Origin of the sequence: Flagellimonas profundi (assembly GCF_017313275.1) — a bacterium.
In the GTDB taxonomy this organism is placed as follows: domain Bacteria; phylum Bacteroidota; class Bacteroidia; order Flavobacteriales; family Flavobacteriaceae; genus Flagellimonas; species Flagellimonas profundi.
On the sequence record NZ_JAFLNM010000004.1, the window covers coordinates 99353 to 117096 of the forward strand.

Below are 17744 nucleotides of genomic sequence, written 5' to 3' on the forward strand. Positions count from 1 at the left end.
TCAAAAGAAAGACCCGTTCCAATTGGAGCGGGTCTTTTGTTTTGTCGTAAAAATGGTTCTTATCGGTCGGGATGAGTACTCGTTGTTGAGGATTTCCGAAAAAAACCAGGTGTTGATGTAGTTTAGAGGTAACTAAAAAAAAACAATCTTCAAAACAGCCTTGAAACCCAAAATATCTTTTCAAAAGTATTTGTTTCATTTTTTGAATGTATTTGAATTAGTCCAATCCTCAAGGCTGTTTTCTTTAGTTTTGCGTGAGGTAATTCAAAATAGAATTAAGCAAAAATCCTTGCGCCACTTTCAATTCTTAGGGCTTACCTTTGCACCTTAAGAAAACAAGCTTGGACAATACCCCTCAATCTACCAATAAAAAAGCCCTTTTATCTCTTGCCATAGGAGGGTTCGGAATAGGTCTTACTGAATTTGTGATCATGGGGATTCTGCCCAACATTGCGGATTCGTTGGACATATCAATTCCCAAAGCAGGCCATTTTATCGCCATTTATGCCTTAGGTGTGGTTATTGGTGCTCCTGTAATGGCACGAATCACAAACAATCTAAATCCCAAAAAAACCTTGTTGTTTCTAATGCTGTGGTTTACGCTGTTCAATACGCTGTCCGCTTTTTCTGGCAACTATTGGGTGATGATGTTGTTCCGTTTTTTATCCGGCATGCCCCACGGTGCTTTTTTTGGTATTGGAGCAGTAGTTTCGGGCTACTTGGCCAAACCTGGAAAGTCCGCACAAGCCATGGCCATAATGTTTTCCGGATTGACCGTTGCCAATATTCTGGGTGTACCGCTGGGAACCTATATTGGTCAAGAATTACATTGGAGCTATTCGTTTATGCTTGTCGGGATTGCAGGAATCGCAACCTTATCCAGTCTCTATTTTTGGATGCCAAAAAAAGAATTGGAAGAGGCGGACAATCCCAAATCACAAAGTCCATCGCCTGGACTGCGCAATAAAAAACTATGGGCTTTGATCATTTTGACAACAGTTGGTACGGGAGGCTTTTTTGCCTGGTATAGCTACATTGCACCTTTGGTGATCAATGTAACTAAACTCCCAGAAGCAAATGTTGGGTACATCATGATAGTGGCGGGGGTAGGAATGTTCTTTGGCAACTTTTTGGGTGCACGAATGGTAGAAATCTTCAACCCTGTAAAATCAGTCGTCATTAGTATGCTCAGCATGACCACCATACTTTTTTTGAACTCCATTTTTGCCAGTAACCAGATTGCCATATTTGTGCTAAGCTTTATTGTAGGGGTTATTACCTTCTCCATTACGGCCCCTATTCAAATTGCAATCATAAAGGCGGCCAAAGGTGCAGAGAAACTGGGCTCTTCCATGAACCAAAGTGCTTTTAACATGGGAAATGCTTCAGGAGCTTATTTAGGGGGGTTGCCCATGGTATTTGGGCTTGGTTTCAACTACGCGAGTGTTGTTGGAAGTATTTTGGCTTTTATTGGCGCCTGCATCGGGATTGCAATTTTGTATACCCAGAAAAGCAAAAAGAAATAGGGGTAAATCGGTATTGGGAACAATCTCCCTTTTTCACCTACTTCCAGTAAACCTTGAAGAAACCTATCCCATCAACCTCGCTGCCCAAACTTTGAATTCCATGTAAAATACTTTGTATATTGTAAAAACACCAATTATTAAATAGTGCTTAAATTTATGTTTTTGGTGTACAATTAAACTGATCCATATTGAGGCCACATATTTTTTATTTACTGGTTTTGCTTTGCTCAACAATGCTGGGTCAAGAACTGCCTCCCATAAAAAATTATACCACAAAAGAATACAATGGTGAGTTTCAGAACTGGGCAATAACACAATCCCCATCAAACAATATTTATATAGCCAACCATACCAGTCTTTTGGAGTTCGATGGTAGCAAATGGCATCAGTACAAATTGCCTACTTCCCCCATTATAAGGTCGGTAAAAGCAGCTGGAGATAAAATTTATACAGGCTCCTATCGCGAATTCGGCTATTGGACCAAACAGGATAATGGTGAACTTGTTTACACCTCATTATCCCAAAAAATGGAAATACCCATGGCCGAAGACGAAGAGTTTTGGGATATTCTTGTGTTGGAGCAATGGGTACTCTTCCAATCTTTGGACAGGATCTATATATATGATCATGCCGAAGATACCTTTAAAGTTATTGAAGCGAATTCCGACAAGGCCAATCTAAGTTTAGTTAACAACAATGTATATTTTCAAATTGCCAGAAAAGGGCTTTTCACCATTCAAAATGGCGAATCTGCATTAGTGAGCAATGATCCCGTTTTTACGGATGAACCCATTGTTGGGCTATATGGGATAGACAATGATATTTTAGCGGTAACGGAAGGTTCCCGTTTTTACAAATTCGATTCAGAGTCCCTTGAGCCATGGAAAACGGCGATGGATACCATAAACATCAAACTCTATAGTAGTATTCAACTCAATGATGGTTCTTTTATATTGGGAAGCATTTCCAACGGATTTTACCATCTCTCACAAAATGGAGATTCCATTATTGAAAATATTGATCAGGAGAAAGGCCTTAACAATAATACCGTACTATCGCTTTTTGAAGATTCCGATAATAACCTATGGCTAGGTTTGGACAATGGCCTAAGCATCATAAATTTATACGCTCCTTTTAATGAGTATGTCGACAAACTGGGAAATCTAGGTCTGGTATATTCCGCCTTGAACCATAATGGGTACCTCTACCTTGGCACCAACCAAGGATTGTTCTATAGAAAAACAGAGTCTTCAAATCCATTCCGAATGATTGATGGGACGGAAGGTCAGGTCTGGAACCTACAACTTTTGGACTCCACGGTTTTTTGCGGACACAACAATGGAACCTTTGTCGTAAAAAATGATGAGGCCGAACTTATTTCGGATTTTCCAGGTACTTGGGGCATAAAACCAATACAAAACCATGACAATCTTTTATTGCAGGGCAATTATAACGGACTAAGTATCCTAGAAAAGAAAAAAGGTTCTTGGACTTTTCGAAACTCAATTGAAGGGTTTACGGTTTCCAGTAGGTTTTTTGAATTAGATTCTTTGGAAGTAGTTGTAAACCACGAACAAAAGGGGTTATATTTTATTGAATTACAATCCGACTTTAGGAAAACAAAGCAAGTTATAAACAAGGAAGGGTTTGGCCACAGTTCCAACATTTTCAGTTTTCAGGACCAGATACATTACAAGACCAACTCAGGGGTCTATACCATAAAAAACGAAAATGATATTAAAATTGATAGTACATTGACCCAAATGGTTCTTGCAAACAATAACGGGCAGATAAGCATCATAATTCCCGAAAAATCAGAACAGCGTTTGTGGTTCTTCACTAATAGTGGTATCCAATATGTTTCCCAAAGCACCTTGAGCAACAAATTAAATTCCTCCAACATTTCCATACCTAGCGATATTAGATCGAATTTGGGAGTTTCTGGATTTGAAAATATTTCCAAAATTGCTGAGTCCAAATATTTGATCGGAAGTTCCAACGGCTATGTATCGCTAGACTTGGCCAAAGTTGAATCATCCGACAAGGAAATACATATAAACTCCATTTATTATGGTGGGTATCAAGAATTGTCCTCAAAGGCACCTATAAACAGTAATAATGAACAGTTCAAATACGCCAACAACAACGTAAGATTCGAATTTAGTGTTCCCGAGTACGATAAATATACTGAGGTAAGGTACCAGTATAAAATGGAGAATCTCTACAATGGATGGAGCGAATGGTCCGAATCGTCCGAGGCTACATTCAAAAATTTAGCATTTGGCGACTACACTTTTACGGTAAGGGCGATGGTCGGCAACAGTATTAGCCAAAACACGGCTTCGTACAGTTTCACGATATCACGGCCCTGGTATCTTTCTAACCTTGCTCTAGCACTATACACGATTGGTTTATTCCTACTGTTTGTTTTGATACATAGGCTTTACAAGAGTTACTATAAGAGAAAGCAAGAGTCGTTGATAAAACGAAACAAAAAAGAGTTAGAACGCAGGGAACTTGAAGAGAAAGAGCGTATAGCTAAAATACAGACTGAGAAACTCCAAAACGAAATAGAAAATAAAAACCGGGAGCTGGCCATTTCCACCATGAGCCTTGTAAAAAAGAACAAGTTCCTTTCTTCGCTAAAATCCCAACTTAAGGAAGTTCCAAATAAGGACAGAAGTATAAAAACTGTAATTAAGGAAATAGACAACAATATAAACAGCGAGGACGACTGGAAGTTTTTTGAAGATGCATTCAATAATGCGGATAGGGACTTTTTAAAAAGAATAAAAGCAAAACACGATAGCCTTACCAATAACGACCTTCGTTTATGTGCCTATTTAAGACTCAACCTATCCTCAAAAGAAATAGCCCCGCTGCTTAACATTTCTGTAAAAAGTGTGGAAATGAAAAGGTATAGACTGCGGAAAAAATTCGATTTGCCCCATCACGATAACCTTATAGACTACATTTTAAACTTTTAGGCAACTCTACTTTTGCCCGTCATCGCCCTACAAATCTTAAAATTACCCCTACAATAACACTACGATCGGATAAAAAACGACATTTCACCCCTATGTCCAACTTTATCACTAGACCTATAAATATTTTCAAATCCTCATATTTTATAGGGTTTAAGTGATAAAAAATCAATTTTAACACTATTAAATTGAAAATGTAGATTTTTTATAGAGGTGGTTCATTTGTTAAGAATACGTTAAGCCGACTACATTTATCCCAAATCAAATTCACTCAAAATGAGATATGGCATTTTAACCTTATTGGTACTTTTATGTACCTCTTATGGGTATTCACAAACAAAAACCGTTACCGGTACCGTCTCTGACAATATGGGACCCATGCCAGGTGTTAACGTACTCGTAAAAGGAACCACCAATGGTGTGGTAACCAACTTTGATGGTGAGTTTACCATCGATGACGTTTCCAATGATGACACTTTGGTTTTTAGCTATGTTGGATTCTTGACCCAAGAAGTTACAGTTGGCGACCAAGAAGAAATCAATATTGTTTTAGAGGAGGATACTCAGGCCTTGGACGAGGTTGTTGTTGTTGGATATGGTACACAAAAGAAAAGTAACGTAATAGGGTCGGTGGCCAGTGTTGAAGTTGAAGAAGCCACCAATGTTCCCACGACAAACGTATCGGAAATGTTGCGAGGTAGAGCTGCCGGTGTCCAAGTAAACTTGGGTGACGCCAGACCAGGTGGTAACTCCAATATCGTAATCCGTGGTAATGTATCCGTTGCACCGGGCGGAAACTCCCCATTGATCATTGTGGACGGATTACCTTTTGACAACTTAAATGATGTTGCTCCGGACGATATCGCCAACATCGAAATTCTAAAAGATGCTTCATCGACCGCCATTTATGGGTCAAGGGCCTCCAATGGTGTGATTTTGGTGACTACCAAGAGAGGTAAAGTTGGAAAAGCATCTATAGACTACCACGGATATACTACTGTACAGACTCTTACCAAAAACTTTAACCAGTATACCGGGCAGCAATTCATAGACCTAAGAAGAGAGGCTAATAGGAACAGGTTCACAGGCGCCTACTTAAACGATGAAAACATCTTTTCTCCTTTTGAGCTCGAGGCCATAGAAAACAAAAACTTCGTGGATTGGGAAGACTTGGTACTTCAGGATGCGATCATCCAAAGCCACGCCCTCAGCTTTTCTGCAGGTAATGAAAAAACAAAGGTCTTCTCCAGTGTGAACTATTTTTCACAAGAAGGTATTATCCCAAATTCAGGTTTTGATAGAGGCACATTCAAACTAAACTTAGAGCAAAAACTTACGGATAAATTGATGTTCCGAGGAATCATCAACTATCAAAATGCAAAACAAGACCGTGAAACAGGCGGAATCAATTTTACCACAATAACTCCGTTGGCACAACCATACACAGCGGATGGTGAGCTTCAGAAATTTTACTTAGGCCCATCAAATACAGCAGTTAACCCGTTGTGGGACCAGAGAGAATCCGTGGATGAGACCAAAATCAATCTCACGGATGTTAATCTGAGCCTCATTTATGATATTACACCAAACCTAAGCTATACCCTTAAAACTTTTTTAAGGAACCGTAACACTAACCAAGGCGTATATAGGTCATCCCTTCATTCCGTAGGAGATGAAGGGATCAATGGAATCGGGGTTTTATCCAACACACTCTTTAAGCAAGTGCTTGTGGAAAACATCCTGAACTATACACCTCAAATAAATGATGACCATAGCTTGGACCTGACGGCAGTGCAAGCCTTTGATGAGCAGCGGACGGAATACACGCAGTTGGACAAATCCGGCTTTACCAACGATGCATTGCGCTTTAACGGAAATGCCACCAATTTACTGAACAACGTTAGAAACGTATCTCAACGTAGATTACTCTCTTTCTTGGGAAGGCTCCGTTATGGTTATTTGGACAGGTACCTTTTGGAAGCCACTGCCCGTGCCGATGGTGCATCGGTTTTTGCAGAGAACAACAAGTGGGGCTTTTTCCCGGCAGTTTCGGTAGCATGGAAAATGCACAATGAACCCTTTATGGAAAATGTGGATGCCATAAACGAAATGAAATTGAGGGTCAGTTATGGTGCAACAGGAAACCAAGGAATCAATCCATTGGAATCTCTGGGTGTTGCGGATAACCTACCCTACATTTTTGGAGATCAAACAGTGTCCGGTGCAACGGCATCATCGCGATTGCCCAACCCCGACCTAAAATGGGAAACCACGACCACCTTGAACGCAGGTGTGGACTTTAGGTTGTTCAACAACTTTTTTGAAGGAACCTTTGAGTACTATAAGGCCAATACAACCGACCTTTTGTTGGACAGGTCCATTGCCGGAACCACTGGTTTCAACGTAATTCGATTTAACTCCGGTGAACTACAGAACCAAGGTATCGAAGCTTCTTTGACCTCTAACATCATCCGTAAGGAAAACTTTCGTTGGTCCTTGGGAATGGTATTCTCCAGAAATAGAAACAAAGTGATTTCATTGACCGGGGAATTGGATGACAATGGCAACCCGATTGACATTACCGACACTTCTGGAAGAAGATTGTCCGTAGGTGAATCCATCAACAATATTTGGTTGCCCAAATATGATGGGATTTATCAAGTAGGCGATGATATCGAAGGCTCTGGAAACCCATTGGCCCAACCTGGCGATGTACGTGTAATCGACCAAGATGGAAACGGACAAATAGATGACCGCGACAATATCTTTACCAATACGGATCCAGAGTGGTACGGTTCTATTACCAACACCATCACTTACAAGAACTTCGACCTGTTTGCGGATATCTATATTGTACAAGGAGCAACAAAGCTGAATCCGGTTCTTGCCAATGGAGAGCTTTGGAAAGGTGCTATAAATGGTATTAGGACAAAGTATTACACCCCTGAATACCCTTCTACCGAGTACCCAAGACCAAAACCGGACACACATCTGCACCTATTCCCTTTTGCAGTAAGAGATGCTTCTTACCTAAGATTAAGAACGCTGACATTAGGATACAACATTCCTAAAGATGCTTTTTCCAAACTGGGATTACAAAGGGCAAAAGTATATGTAACCGGAACCAACCTGTTCACATTTACCGATTTTAAATCATACAGCCCGGAACAAACACCTTTGGCTAACAACCAAGGATCTGCGTTCCCAGAAACAAGAAACATAACCCTAGGTGTAAAATTAGGATTCTAAAAAAATTGTCATGAAAACCATATTTCACTATTTAAAATCAAAAAAGGCACTGACAATCTTGCTTGTTATTGCGACGCTCACCTCGTGTGAAAAAGATTTGTTGGAAGACGAATTATTATCGGACACTTCAGTTGATTTTCTTTACACTACTCCCGAGGGATTGGAAAATGCCGTTGTTGGCCTTTACACCCTAAACAGAAACATCTATCAAGATTTGAGCTTGAACGGGACCATTCCACTTATTCTACAGGCCAAGAGCGACCTTGGAGTTGGGATTACAGGGGAAGTTTCCCTTTATAGCCGGTTACTGTGGGGTGCCAGTCTGGGCGATTACGGAACCGCTTCCGGCATTAATGCTTATTGGGTCCATTTTTATAGAATAGTTGACCGGGCCAATGCCGTAATCCAAGGAGCAGAAAACTTGGAAGGAATAGAGGAAGGTAGAAAGAATCAAATTATCGCAGAGGCCAAATGTATGAGGGCCAATGCATACTTTACCCTTTATCGTCTTTTCAACAACATCTTTATCACAACAGAACCCACTACTCCAGAAAATGCATTCGATGTACCTCAGGACAAATCCTCTGTGGATGAGATATTCTCTCTCCTCCGCTCCGATTTGGACTTTGCAATTGCTAATTTGGACTATGCCCCAGAACAATTTGGAAGATGGGGACAGGGAGCTGCAAGGCACCTTAGGGCCAAAGTGGCCATGTGGGAAAACGACTGGACCGAAGCCGCTGCCCAATCCGACGCAGTGATCACAAGTGGAAGTCACAGCTTGACAGCTTCTACAGCAGAGGTATTTGCGGGAGAACTCAATCATCCAGAAACCCTTTTTGCTATCAATTTTGAAAGAGAGACCATTGGTGGGGGAAGCCCGCATATTATGAACTGGAACATGGTATCCTCTTACGCAGATGCTCCAGGTCTTGTACAATCTATCGAAAATGGTGGTGCAGGCGCCGGATTTATTTCATTGAACCAATATACCATAGGCTTGCTGAATGAAGATCCCAACGATGATCGAAAGAACAATACATACTACATTTTTGAGTATGCATACAATGATGAAACCGCCCTGCCCGAAGGAAAAGAATTAGGCGACCCTCTTGACCTGTATGAAAACAGTGAGACGGACCAAAATGAGTTTATGCTATACTACAGAAGGCAAAACCCCGGTGTAATCAAGTTTTTTGATGAAACCGTTGAGCCAACCGATAGGAACCATTTCAAGAACATCATGATCTACAGATTGGCCGAAACCTATTTGGTTGGATCTGAAGCGCATATGATGCTGGGCAACTCCTCCAAAGCATTGGAATACTTAAATGAGGTAAGAACAAGGGCGAATGCTGCTCCTGTAAACAGCATTGACCTTCAGACCATTTTGGATGAAAGGGCAAGGGAGTTGGCATTCGAAGGTCAACGATGGTATACCTTGAAAAGAACCGGACTACTCTACGATTTCTTATTGGATCATATGAACAATGACAATATGAATGAGTCCTACCCAGAAGGAAACCCAAAGGACATCTTAAGGGAATACATGCAAAACTGGCCCATTCCACAGCAACAGATGGACCTTTTAGGACCCAATTACCCACAAAACGATGGGTATAACTAAATGAGCGCAAACTAGAATTAACTTATAACGTTGAAAAATGAAAAAGTATAATAACAACAAGAACCGCAACAATGCAAGGTTACCTATCTTGTTCCTGTTGATGGCCATAGGTATTTTGGGCACAATTATTTCTTGCGAAACCGAGGATGATCTACCCCCACCCTCAGCCTACGTTCCGCCAGAACCGGAACCGGAACCAGAGCCAGGTGATGGTTGTACGTTCACAACTATAGTACCAGAGCTGGCAGATGGATTGGATTTTGAATGTGGTGGACCAGAAGTATCCTTTTTTGGGGAAATTGATGGATCACTTGCACTGGAATACGTGGAAAACCCCGATCCTTCGGGCATCAATACCTCTGAGACCGTTGTGGCGTATACACAAACACCAAGTGTTGAGCCTTGGTCTGGTTTCTTTTTTGATTTAGCGAGCAAAGTGGACTTTACGGTAATGCAGACGGTTAAAATAAAAGTATACTCACCAGCTGCAGATCAAATTGTATTACTAAAATTTGAGGATAGTGCCGATGGTTCAATCTCAAAAGAAGTACAAGCTACCACAACTGTGTCAGGAGAATGGGAGGAATTGTCGTTTGTTTTTTCACCTAGCGATTCCGATAAATTCGACAGATTGGTATTGTTCTTTGATTTTAATGGTGAAAAAAGCTCAGAAAGCACCCACTATTTTGATGACATTGTGATGAGCGAAGGCGGTGAGGTCGAGGAACCGGTTGAAACTGGCACACCTACTGTTCCTGCTCCGGACCCAACAATAGACCCAGCTGAAGTCATCTCCTTGTTTAGCGATACATATACCGATGTCACTGTGGATACTTGGAGAACCGACTGGTCCGATGCGATATTGGAAGACATAGAAATTGAGGGCAATGCAGTCAAGAAATATAGTGAACTGAGTTTTGTGGGCGTTGAAGCAGTATCCGCTCCTATCGATGCCACTGGCATGACCCACTTCCGAACCGATATCTGGACAGGTGATGCCACAGAGCTTAGAATAAAATTGGTTGATTTTGGAGCTGATGGCGCTTTCGATGGTGGAGATGATGTAGAGCACGAATTGGTATTCGAAGCTCCAGCTCAGCAAGAATGGGTGACTTTAGATATACCTCTTTCCGATTTCACAGGTTTGACCACAAGAGGACATATCGCCCAATTGATTTTTGTTGGAGTACCTTCCAAAGCAAACACTGTGTTTGTAGACAATGTATTCTTCTATAATGAGGCAGGGGTTTCCAACAAACCAATATCAGGAGCTCCAGTACCAACAGTAGCAGAAGCCAATGTAATTTCGGTATTCAGTGATGCCTATACCAATGTGGACGGTACCGATTTTAACCCGAATTGGGGGCAGGCCACTGTAGTTACACAGGAAGTAATCGATGGAAATAATACGTTGAAGTATGAAAACCTTAATTATCAAGGAACTCAGTTTGCAGCTCCATTGGACGTATCTGGAATGACAATGATGCACGTTGATTACTGGACAGCCGATTCCTCCGAACTCAACGGATATCTTATAAGCTCAGGTCCCGCTGAAACTGCACACTCCTTTGCGATAACAAATGGAGAATGGGTAAGCGTGGATATACCATTGACCGAATTCTCCGATATTGTAGATTTAACCGATGTAATCCAACTAAAGTTTGATGGTAACGGAACCATTTATTTGGACAACATTTACTTCTATGCTCCACCTGCAACAGAGCCAACGACTGCTGCAATAGCTCCTACAGTCGTGGAAGCAGATGTGATATCGCTTTTCAGCAACGCTTACACCAACGTTCCGGTTGATACTTGGAGGACAGATTGGTCTGCTGCGGTACTGGAAGACATTATCGTGGATGGAGACGATGTTAAAAAGTATAGCGAGTTGAATTTTGTAGGGATCGAAACGGTCGCCAACCAAATAGATGCAACGGATATGACCCATTTCCATACTGATGTTTGGACAGCAGACGCTACTGAAATCAGAATAAAACTTGTGGATTTTGGTGCAGACGGGGCCTTTGGTGGCGACGATGATGTGGAGCATGAAATTACCATAGCCAACCCGGAACAAAGCACTTGGATTTCATTGGACATTCCGCTTTCAGACTTTACGGGACTGACTACAAAAGCAAATATTGCTCAACTGATTTACGCAGGTCAACCTGCTGGATCTATGACCGTATTTGTAGATAATGTGTATTTCCACAAGTAATAAGTAGAAAACAAATCTTAAATTTATTTGAGTTTAGTTAATTAATGGATGGGCTCCTTTCTTTTTAAGAAAGGAGCATTAATCCTTCTTTCTATGAAAAATAACAGAAACATCTTTCAACTATTTAAAATGAGCATTTTCAATATATCCGTATTATCCTTGGTATTTGTGCTTTCCTGCAGTTCAGGAGACTCCGATTCCAACGATGTTCCCACCAATTTAAATGTGGATATTTCCATTATCGGCTCCGACACAAATAATCCAAACGGAAATGGTTCGGGTACTGTTGTGGTCTCCGCATCTGCCAACAATGCTGTTCGGTATGCATTTCGTTTTGGAAATGGCGACCAAATTGCTAGTGAAACAGGAACAATGGAATACACTTTTCTACAAAACGGCACAAATACATACAATATAGCTGTATGGGCCTATTCGCAATCCGGAGCGTTTATCAATGAGAGTTATCCAGTGGATGTGTTCAAGTCTGATGAGGCTTTTGCCACCTTAGTATTTTCAGATGAATTTGAATATGAAGGTAGCCCAGACAATCAAAAATGGCACCATCAAGTAATTCCACCCGACAACGGTAGTTGGCATAATGGGGAATTACAGCACTATACGGATAGGGAAGAAAATTCATTCGTGAGCGACGGAACTTTAAAAATTAAGGCTATCAAAGAACAATATTCCTACAATGGAAGTACAAAAGAGTACACTTCTGCCAGGCTTAATGCAAAGCTTGCCTTTACCTACGGCCGTGTAGAGGTTCGAGCAAAACTGCCCAGTACTGCTGGTACTTGGCCAGCTATTTGGACCCTCGGAGCCAATGTAGATGAAACCGGAAACTATTTTGGGGACCAATATGGTAGTGTTGGCTGGCCTTTGTGCGGGGAAATAGACATTATGGAACAAACCGGTTGGGACAAAAACCAAACAATATCCCACTTCCACTGGGGTGACCTCAACACCGAAGAATATATGGACACAGGGGGGGAAACCGCTGTTGCCCAAGCATCATCGGAATATCATATTTATGCCATGGAATGGGATAGTGAGAGCATTAAAACCTATGTGGATGACACTTTGGTTTTTGAATTGCCAAACTCAACCAACAAACCCTACAATCATGAGCATTATTTAATTTTGAACATTGCTTTAGGAGGTAACCTTGGTGGTGATGTGCCAGCAAATTTTACAGAAGACATTTTTGAAATCGATTACGTAAGGATTTATCAGTAGACAAAAGAAATAAATCACCGATATCAAACCAATTTCAAAATTTTGGAAAAATTGAATAGACCAAGCCGGAGCTTTATACCTTCGGCTTTTTTATTGCCCTAGTTCTTTGATGTCAAAATAAACCAGTTCCTGATTGTTGAACTTGGCCGTTGCTTCTATGGGGTTACAGCACACTTCACAATCCTCTACATAGGTCTGCTCGGCCACTGAACTATCCAATAGAAAGGAAATTTCTTCCCAACAGTAAGGGCATTGAAAAAAATGCTCGTACATGACTTAAAAATTCACATTGAGCAATTGGCCGCTGATTTGAAGCATTTGAAGTTCGGCCAATTTTGCATTGTATTTGGCTTGGCTTTTGGCCAATTCTGCATTCAATAGATTTAACTGGGCCTGTCTAAACTCAATGGACGTTACCTGTCCGAGTTTGTAGCGCTCATCGGTTCTCTTGAAGTTGTTTTGATTCGTCTGCAAGTTTTTCTCCTGGACCTCCAACACATATAATGCGTTGGTATAACTGTCCCAAGCGTTACGTATATCCCTTTCCACCTCCAATTGAATCTGCTTTTTGGCAATCTCTTGGTTTTTATAGGCAATTTTGGCATTTTTTATGCCTGTGATGGTAGTTCCGCCATCGAATAAATTCCAAGTGAGATTAACTGTTCCCGTTACACCTGTGGACGTATTTTGCAACACAAAGGCCAGCGGACTGTTGTTATTGGACTCGTTCCAACCGTAAGTACCCGTAAGACCAATGGTAGGCAAGTAACCGCTTTTGGCCACCCTAATATCGTTGAGTCCCATATTAAGGTCCTTTTCTACGATCTGAAGCCTTACATTGTTCAATTTGGCTTCATTGTACATGCTTTCCATTTGAAGTTCAGAAACAAAAGCAACAGTAGTATCTGCGGCAAATTGTGCGGAAAGATCCCGATTCAAGATCAGGTTCAGGTCCCGCATGGTATTTCTCAGTTGTTGACGTGAGTTCAATAAATTGATGCTGTCCGTATTAATATCCACTTCCGCATTCAATACATCCAAACCTGTATTCTGTCCAAACTCAAATTGATACTGTGCCCTTTTAAGCCTATCCTTGGAAATTTCCAATGCCTGCTCCAGGGTATTTGTATTTTCGGTAAGGCGGGCCACTTCATAATACACGGTAAACAATTGCAAAATGGTAGTTTCTATCGTCTGCCTCACTTCAAGTTCCGACTGTTGGGAGCGTTCCTTGAAATTTTTGTAATTGTAATATCTGCCAAGTCCATCGAACAACGTGTAATTAACGTTTACAGCAGCACTATACCTTCTGGTCTCGGCTCCCTCGGCTGTTCTAGTATCACCATTGCCCAAAACCCCTTCGGAATTTTGTTTATCTATACTCCCGCTGGCATTCCCTGTCACCGATGGTAAATAACCAGAATTTAAAATATCTGCGTTGTTATCGTCAATCAATTTGGTATTCCGAGCGACCTGGATATCCAGGTTGTTCTCCAGGACCAAATCAATGGCTTCTTCCTTACTTAGGACCTGGTCCTGTGCATTGGCCAAAGGGCCAACCAAAACCAATGTTAAGAATAGGGTATAAAAAATACTTTTCATTATGTGGTCTCTTCTTCTACAACTTTTGAGGTTTCTTCCCCATTATAGGTAACATTTTTAGCACCAGTTCCGTTTAAAGCAAAGCTATCCGCTTCCATTTCCTCTTCTTCCTGCTGTTCACGAATGGCTCGTTCCACTTCTTCTTTTGTAACGTTTTCTCCACTCCATAACCTTTTGGCCAAAACCTTCACATTGTTACCGAAAGATAACAGCAATGGAAGCATGAGCAATGTCAATATGGTGGCAAAACCAATACCATAAGCAATGGAAATAGCCATAGGTTTAAGGAATTGTGCCTGACGGCTTTTTTCCAAAAGCAATGGTGCCAAACCGGCAATGGTAGTAACGGAAGTCAAAAATATAGCTCTAAAACGGGAACGGCCGGCTTCATATAGTGCATCATCAAACGTCATCCCACTGCGCAGGTTAATGTTGAATTTACCTATGAGCACCAACCCATCGTTTACCATAATCCCGATCAAGGCAATAATTCCCAACATGGAAAGTACATTGATGGGGAATCCATGTATCCAATGCCCCCATGCCACAGCGGTCAAACTAAATGGCACCATAAAAATCAACAACAACGGCTGACTGATACTTCTAAAGGTGAAGGCGATTACTATAAAAATCAGGAATATTACAATTGGCCCAACAAAACCTAAAGAACCGATCAGCTTATTGGCTTCCCTGTTCTGTCCTTCGTAAGAAGGTGTAATGGAAGGGTATTTTGATAAAATTTCTGGCAAAACTTCGTTTCGTATCCATAACATGGCATCCGTTCCACTAGTGGTCTCAGGGTCCGTTAAATCGGATGATACTTGGATTTCCCTTCTTCCCTCAAGGTGATTGATGGCCACATCTCCTCTTTCAATAGTATAGGTTGCTATTTCCTTAAGCGGTATACGATCTCCACTTGGTGCCAAAATCCTCATTTCATCCAAATCCGAAATTGAAGATCTATTCTCTCTATCGTATCGGACCCAAACTCGAATCTCATCTTGGCCTCGCTGAAAACGTTGTGCTTGCGCTCCGAAGAATCCACCTCTTACTTGGTTCATCACCGTTCTAAGGTCCAATCCTAACAAATAGGCATTTTCCTTTAGTTGTAACCTTATTTCCTTGATACCGGCAGGGTCATTATCGGTAACGTCCTTTAAATTGGCGTTGGCCTCCATTGCCTGTTTCAGTTCTTCCTTCGCGGCTTTTAACTCGGCAATGTTATTTCCCAACAAGGATACGGAAACAGGGCTACCCCCAAAATTACCGCCGGACCCATATATCAAACTTTCAACACCGATCACAGGTCCAACTAGTTCTCGCAATCTGGTGGTTACCATATCTGAACGGATACCATCTGGGCGTTCTTCCCCTGGCAAAAGGTTGATTTCCAAGCTGGCCGAAGAGGATCCCGGGCCCAGGTTTTTAATCATATTTACAAAGAGCATTGTATCCATACCTTGCAAATACTTATCCGTAAGCTCTTGGTTGACTATATGGGCCTTTTCTTGAATAAGGCTTATAATGGAATCCGTAACTTTTTCATTGGTACCATTGGGCATGGTAAGCTCAATGGATACCTGATCACTGGCTACTCTAGGGAAAAATGATGTTCTGACAATACCTCCACCAATGGAACCAAGGGTCAAGGCCAATGCCATAAAAAACAGGGCAAAAGTCAATATTTTGTAGTTCATCATGAACCGAAGTGCGGGGCTGTACCATTTATCGCGCATATAGTTCATGATTCTGTCACCTATCTTGTTGATGACCCGTAGCTCCGCAAAAACCTTTGCAATACCAGTTTTGGGTTTATCACTCTGTGGATGCAATGCTTTGGAATGCGCTAAGTGGGCAGGCAATATGATCAATGCTTCCACCAAGGAAACTACCAAGGTCAGAATTACAATTACAGAAACTTCGCTGAAAAACTCACCAATACGGCTGTCCAAGAACAAAAATATGGAAAAGGCCAAAATGGTAGTGATGATAGCCGAGATAATAGGTGGCAGCACCTCCATAGTTCCATCTATAGCAGCTTTTACGGGCGGTTTTCCATCTTCGTAATGCTGATAAATGTTCTCGGCAATCACAATTCCATCATCCACCAAAATACCGATAACAATGATCATCCCGAACAGGGACAATACATTAATGGTAACGTTGAACATTGGGGCAAAAATAAACATTCCCAAAAACGCAATCGGAAGTCCAAAAGCCACCCAAAAGGCCAATCGGGTGTTAAGGAAAAGGGACAAAAATATCAAAACCAAAATCATACCCACAATTGCATTTTCTGTCAAGAGCTGGGTACGCTGTGTCAATGTTATCGATCGATCATCGATTACATCGAGTTGAACATTGGTATATTTTTCGTTGAAATCCTTAATGTACTGCCTTACATTCTCGGCAGAACCCATTAAATCCTCTGTATTGGTACTGGTAATTGTAAGGTTAACGGCCAACTGCTCATTGAAATAGGATGCATTGGGCGTTTCGGAAAACCTGTCCCTTATGGTAGCGACATCTTTCAATCTTACCGCACGTCCTGCTGCATCTCCCCTAACAACAATATTGGAAAGTTCATCTCCGTAATATGATCTATTATTTGCCCGAATAAGATATTCCTCGGTAACGGTTTTGATGTTACCTCCCGTCACAAGGATATTTGCATTGGACACGGCTTGTGCTACCTCGCTAAAGGATAGGTTATAGGCAAGGAGGCTGTTCTCATCCACTGCAATCTCAATTTCTTCATCCGGATAACCGGATATTGAAATTTGGGATATTCCATCAATTGCCCTTAAATCGTTTTCTATTTGGCGTCCTATTTGCTTTAAGGTAGCCAAGGGAATGTCCTTACCACTTACTGCAAAGCTTATCGTTGGTCGGACAGGTTCTTGTTTGGCAACAATCAACGGTTCCATTCCAGTAGGGAAAGTTGGCACCCTATCCACTGCATTTTTCACCTCCAGCAGCATAAAGTCAACATTCCTTTCCTTTTCAATCTCTACATTGATGGTACCGCTGTTCTCCCTTGAGGTAGAAGTTACCCGTTCCACGCCCTCCAAACCTTTGAGATTATCCTCAATTTTAAGAACAATCCCTTCTTCAATTTCTTGCGGAGAGGCTCCTGGGTAGGTAATATTTATTGTTATATTCCGAGCTTCGTTAAGCGGAAAAAAAGATGATTTTAAGGAAAGTATCCCTACAACCCCAAAAACAAAAAATGCCAAAATAAAGACATTTACTGCCATGTGGTATTTAATAAAATACGAGATGATTTTTCTCATGGCCGA

General features: G+C 41.4%; 9 protein-coding genes. 6 read left to right on the forward strand and 3 right to left on the reverse strand.

Going from position 1 to position 17744, the window contains the following annotated elements:
- Positions 1-341: 341 nt before the first annotated feature.
- The 6 genes from J0654_RS15695 (at position 342) to J0654_RS15720 (ending at position 12843) form a co-directional block, all read left to right on the forward strand.
- On the forward strand, positions 342-1526 hold the full coding sequence (locus J0654_RS15695; protein ID WP_207030066.1) for an MFS transporter: 1185 nt from the start codon (positions 342-344) through the stop codon (positions 1524-1526).
- A 233-nt stretch (positions 1527-1759) separates the two neighbouring features.
- Positions 1760-4513: a helix-turn-helix and ligand-binding sensor domain-containing protein gene (locus tag J0654_RS15700; protein WP_207030067.1), complete on the forward strand. Its 2754-nt coding sequence runs from the start codon at positions 1760-1762 to the stop codon at positions 4511-4513.
- Positions 4514-4786: 273 nt separating this feature from the next.
- Positions 4787-7759 carry a SusC/RagA family TonB-linked outer membrane protein gene (locus J0654_RS15705; RefSeq protein ID WP_207030068.1) on the forward strand — a complete coding sequence of 991 codons (2973 nt, stop codon included), beginning with the start codon at positions 4787-4789 and terminating at the stop codon, positions 7757-7759.
- A gap of 10 nt (positions 7760-7769) precedes the next feature.
- Positions 7770-9386, forward strand: a complete 1617-nt coding sequence (locus J0654_RS15710) for a RagB/SusD family nutrient uptake outer membrane protein (protein WP_207030069.1) — start codon at positions 7770-7772, stop codon at positions 9384-9386.
- 37 nt (positions 9387-9423) lie between these two features.
- Positions 9424-11604 (forward strand): hypothetical protein, encoded by a 2181-nt coding sequence (locus tag J0654_RS15715; protein WP_207030070.1) that lies wholly within the window; start codon positions 9424-9426, stop codon positions 11602-11604.
- A 93-nt stretch (positions 11605-11697) separates the two neighbouring features.
- On the forward strand, positions 11698-12843 hold the full coding sequence (locus J0654_RS15720) for a glycoside hydrolase family 16 protein (RefSeq protein WP_237686027.1): 1146 nt from the start codon (positions 11698-11700) through the stop codon (positions 12841-12843).
- A gap of 90 nt (positions 12844-12933) precedes the next feature.
- Here J0654_RS15720 and J0654_RS15725 read toward each other — a convergent pair whose 3' ends face one another.
- From J0654_RS15725 to J0654_RS15735, 3 genes are read right to left on the reverse strand one after another with little or no spacing between them, the layout of a single operon-like run.
- Positions 12934-13116, reverse strand: a complete 183-nt coding sequence (locus J0654_RS15725) for a CPXCG motif-containing cysteine-rich protein (protein ID WP_207030071.1) — start codon at positions 13114-13116, stop codon at positions 12934-12936.
- Between the two features lie 3 nt (positions 13117-13119).
- Complete coding sequence (locus J0654_RS15730) at positions 13120-14445, reverse strand: TolC family protein (protein ID WP_207030072.1); 1326 nt, start codon at positions 14443-14445, stop codon at positions 13120-13122.
- On the reverse strand, positions 14445-17738 hold the full coding sequence (locus J0654_RS15735; protein WP_207030073.1) for an efflux RND transporter permease subunit: 3294 nt from the start codon (positions 17736-17738) through the stop codon (positions 14445-14447). The genes J0654_RS15730 and J0654_RS15735 overlap by 1 nt, the downstream gene beginning before the upstream one ends.
- Positions 17739-17744 lie beyond the last annotated feature (6 nt).

What these genes read in the sequence shown, in the direction of transcription:
- J0654_RS15720 (WP_237686027.1), top strand. Translation starts at nt 11,698, where the DNA reads ATGAAAAATAACAGAAACATCTTTCAACTATTTAAAATGAGCATTTTC.
- J0654_RS15725 (WP_207030071.1), bottom strand. Translation starts at nt 13,116, where the DNA reads ATGTACGAGCATTTTTTTCAATGCCCTTACTGTTGGGAAGAAATTTCC.
- J0654_RS15735 (WP_207030073.1), bottom strand. Translation starts at nt 17,738, where the DNA reads ATGAGAAAAATCATCTCGTATTTTATTAAATACCACATGGCAGTAAAT.
- J0654_RS15705 (WP_207030068.1), top strand. Translation starts at nt 4,787, where the DNA reads ATGAGATATGGCATTTTAACCTTATTGGTACTTTTATGTACCTCTTAT.
- J0654_RS15715 (WP_207030070.1), top strand. Translation starts at nt 9,424, where the DNA reads ATGAAAAAGTATAATAACAACAAGAACCGCAACAATGCAAGGTTACCT.
- J0654_RS15730 (WP_207030072.1), bottom strand. Translation starts at nt 14,445, where the DNA reads ATGAAAAGTATTTTTTATACCCTATTCTTAACATTGGTTTTGGTTGGC.
- J0654_RS15700 (WP_207030067.1), top strand. Translation starts at nt 1,760, where the DNA reads ATGCTGGGTCAAGAACTGCCTCCCATAAAAAATTATACCACAAAAGAA.
- J0654_RS15710 (WP_207030069.1), top strand. Translation starts at nt 7,770, where the DNA reads ATGAAAACCATATTTCACTATTTAAAATCAAAAAAGGCACTGACAATC.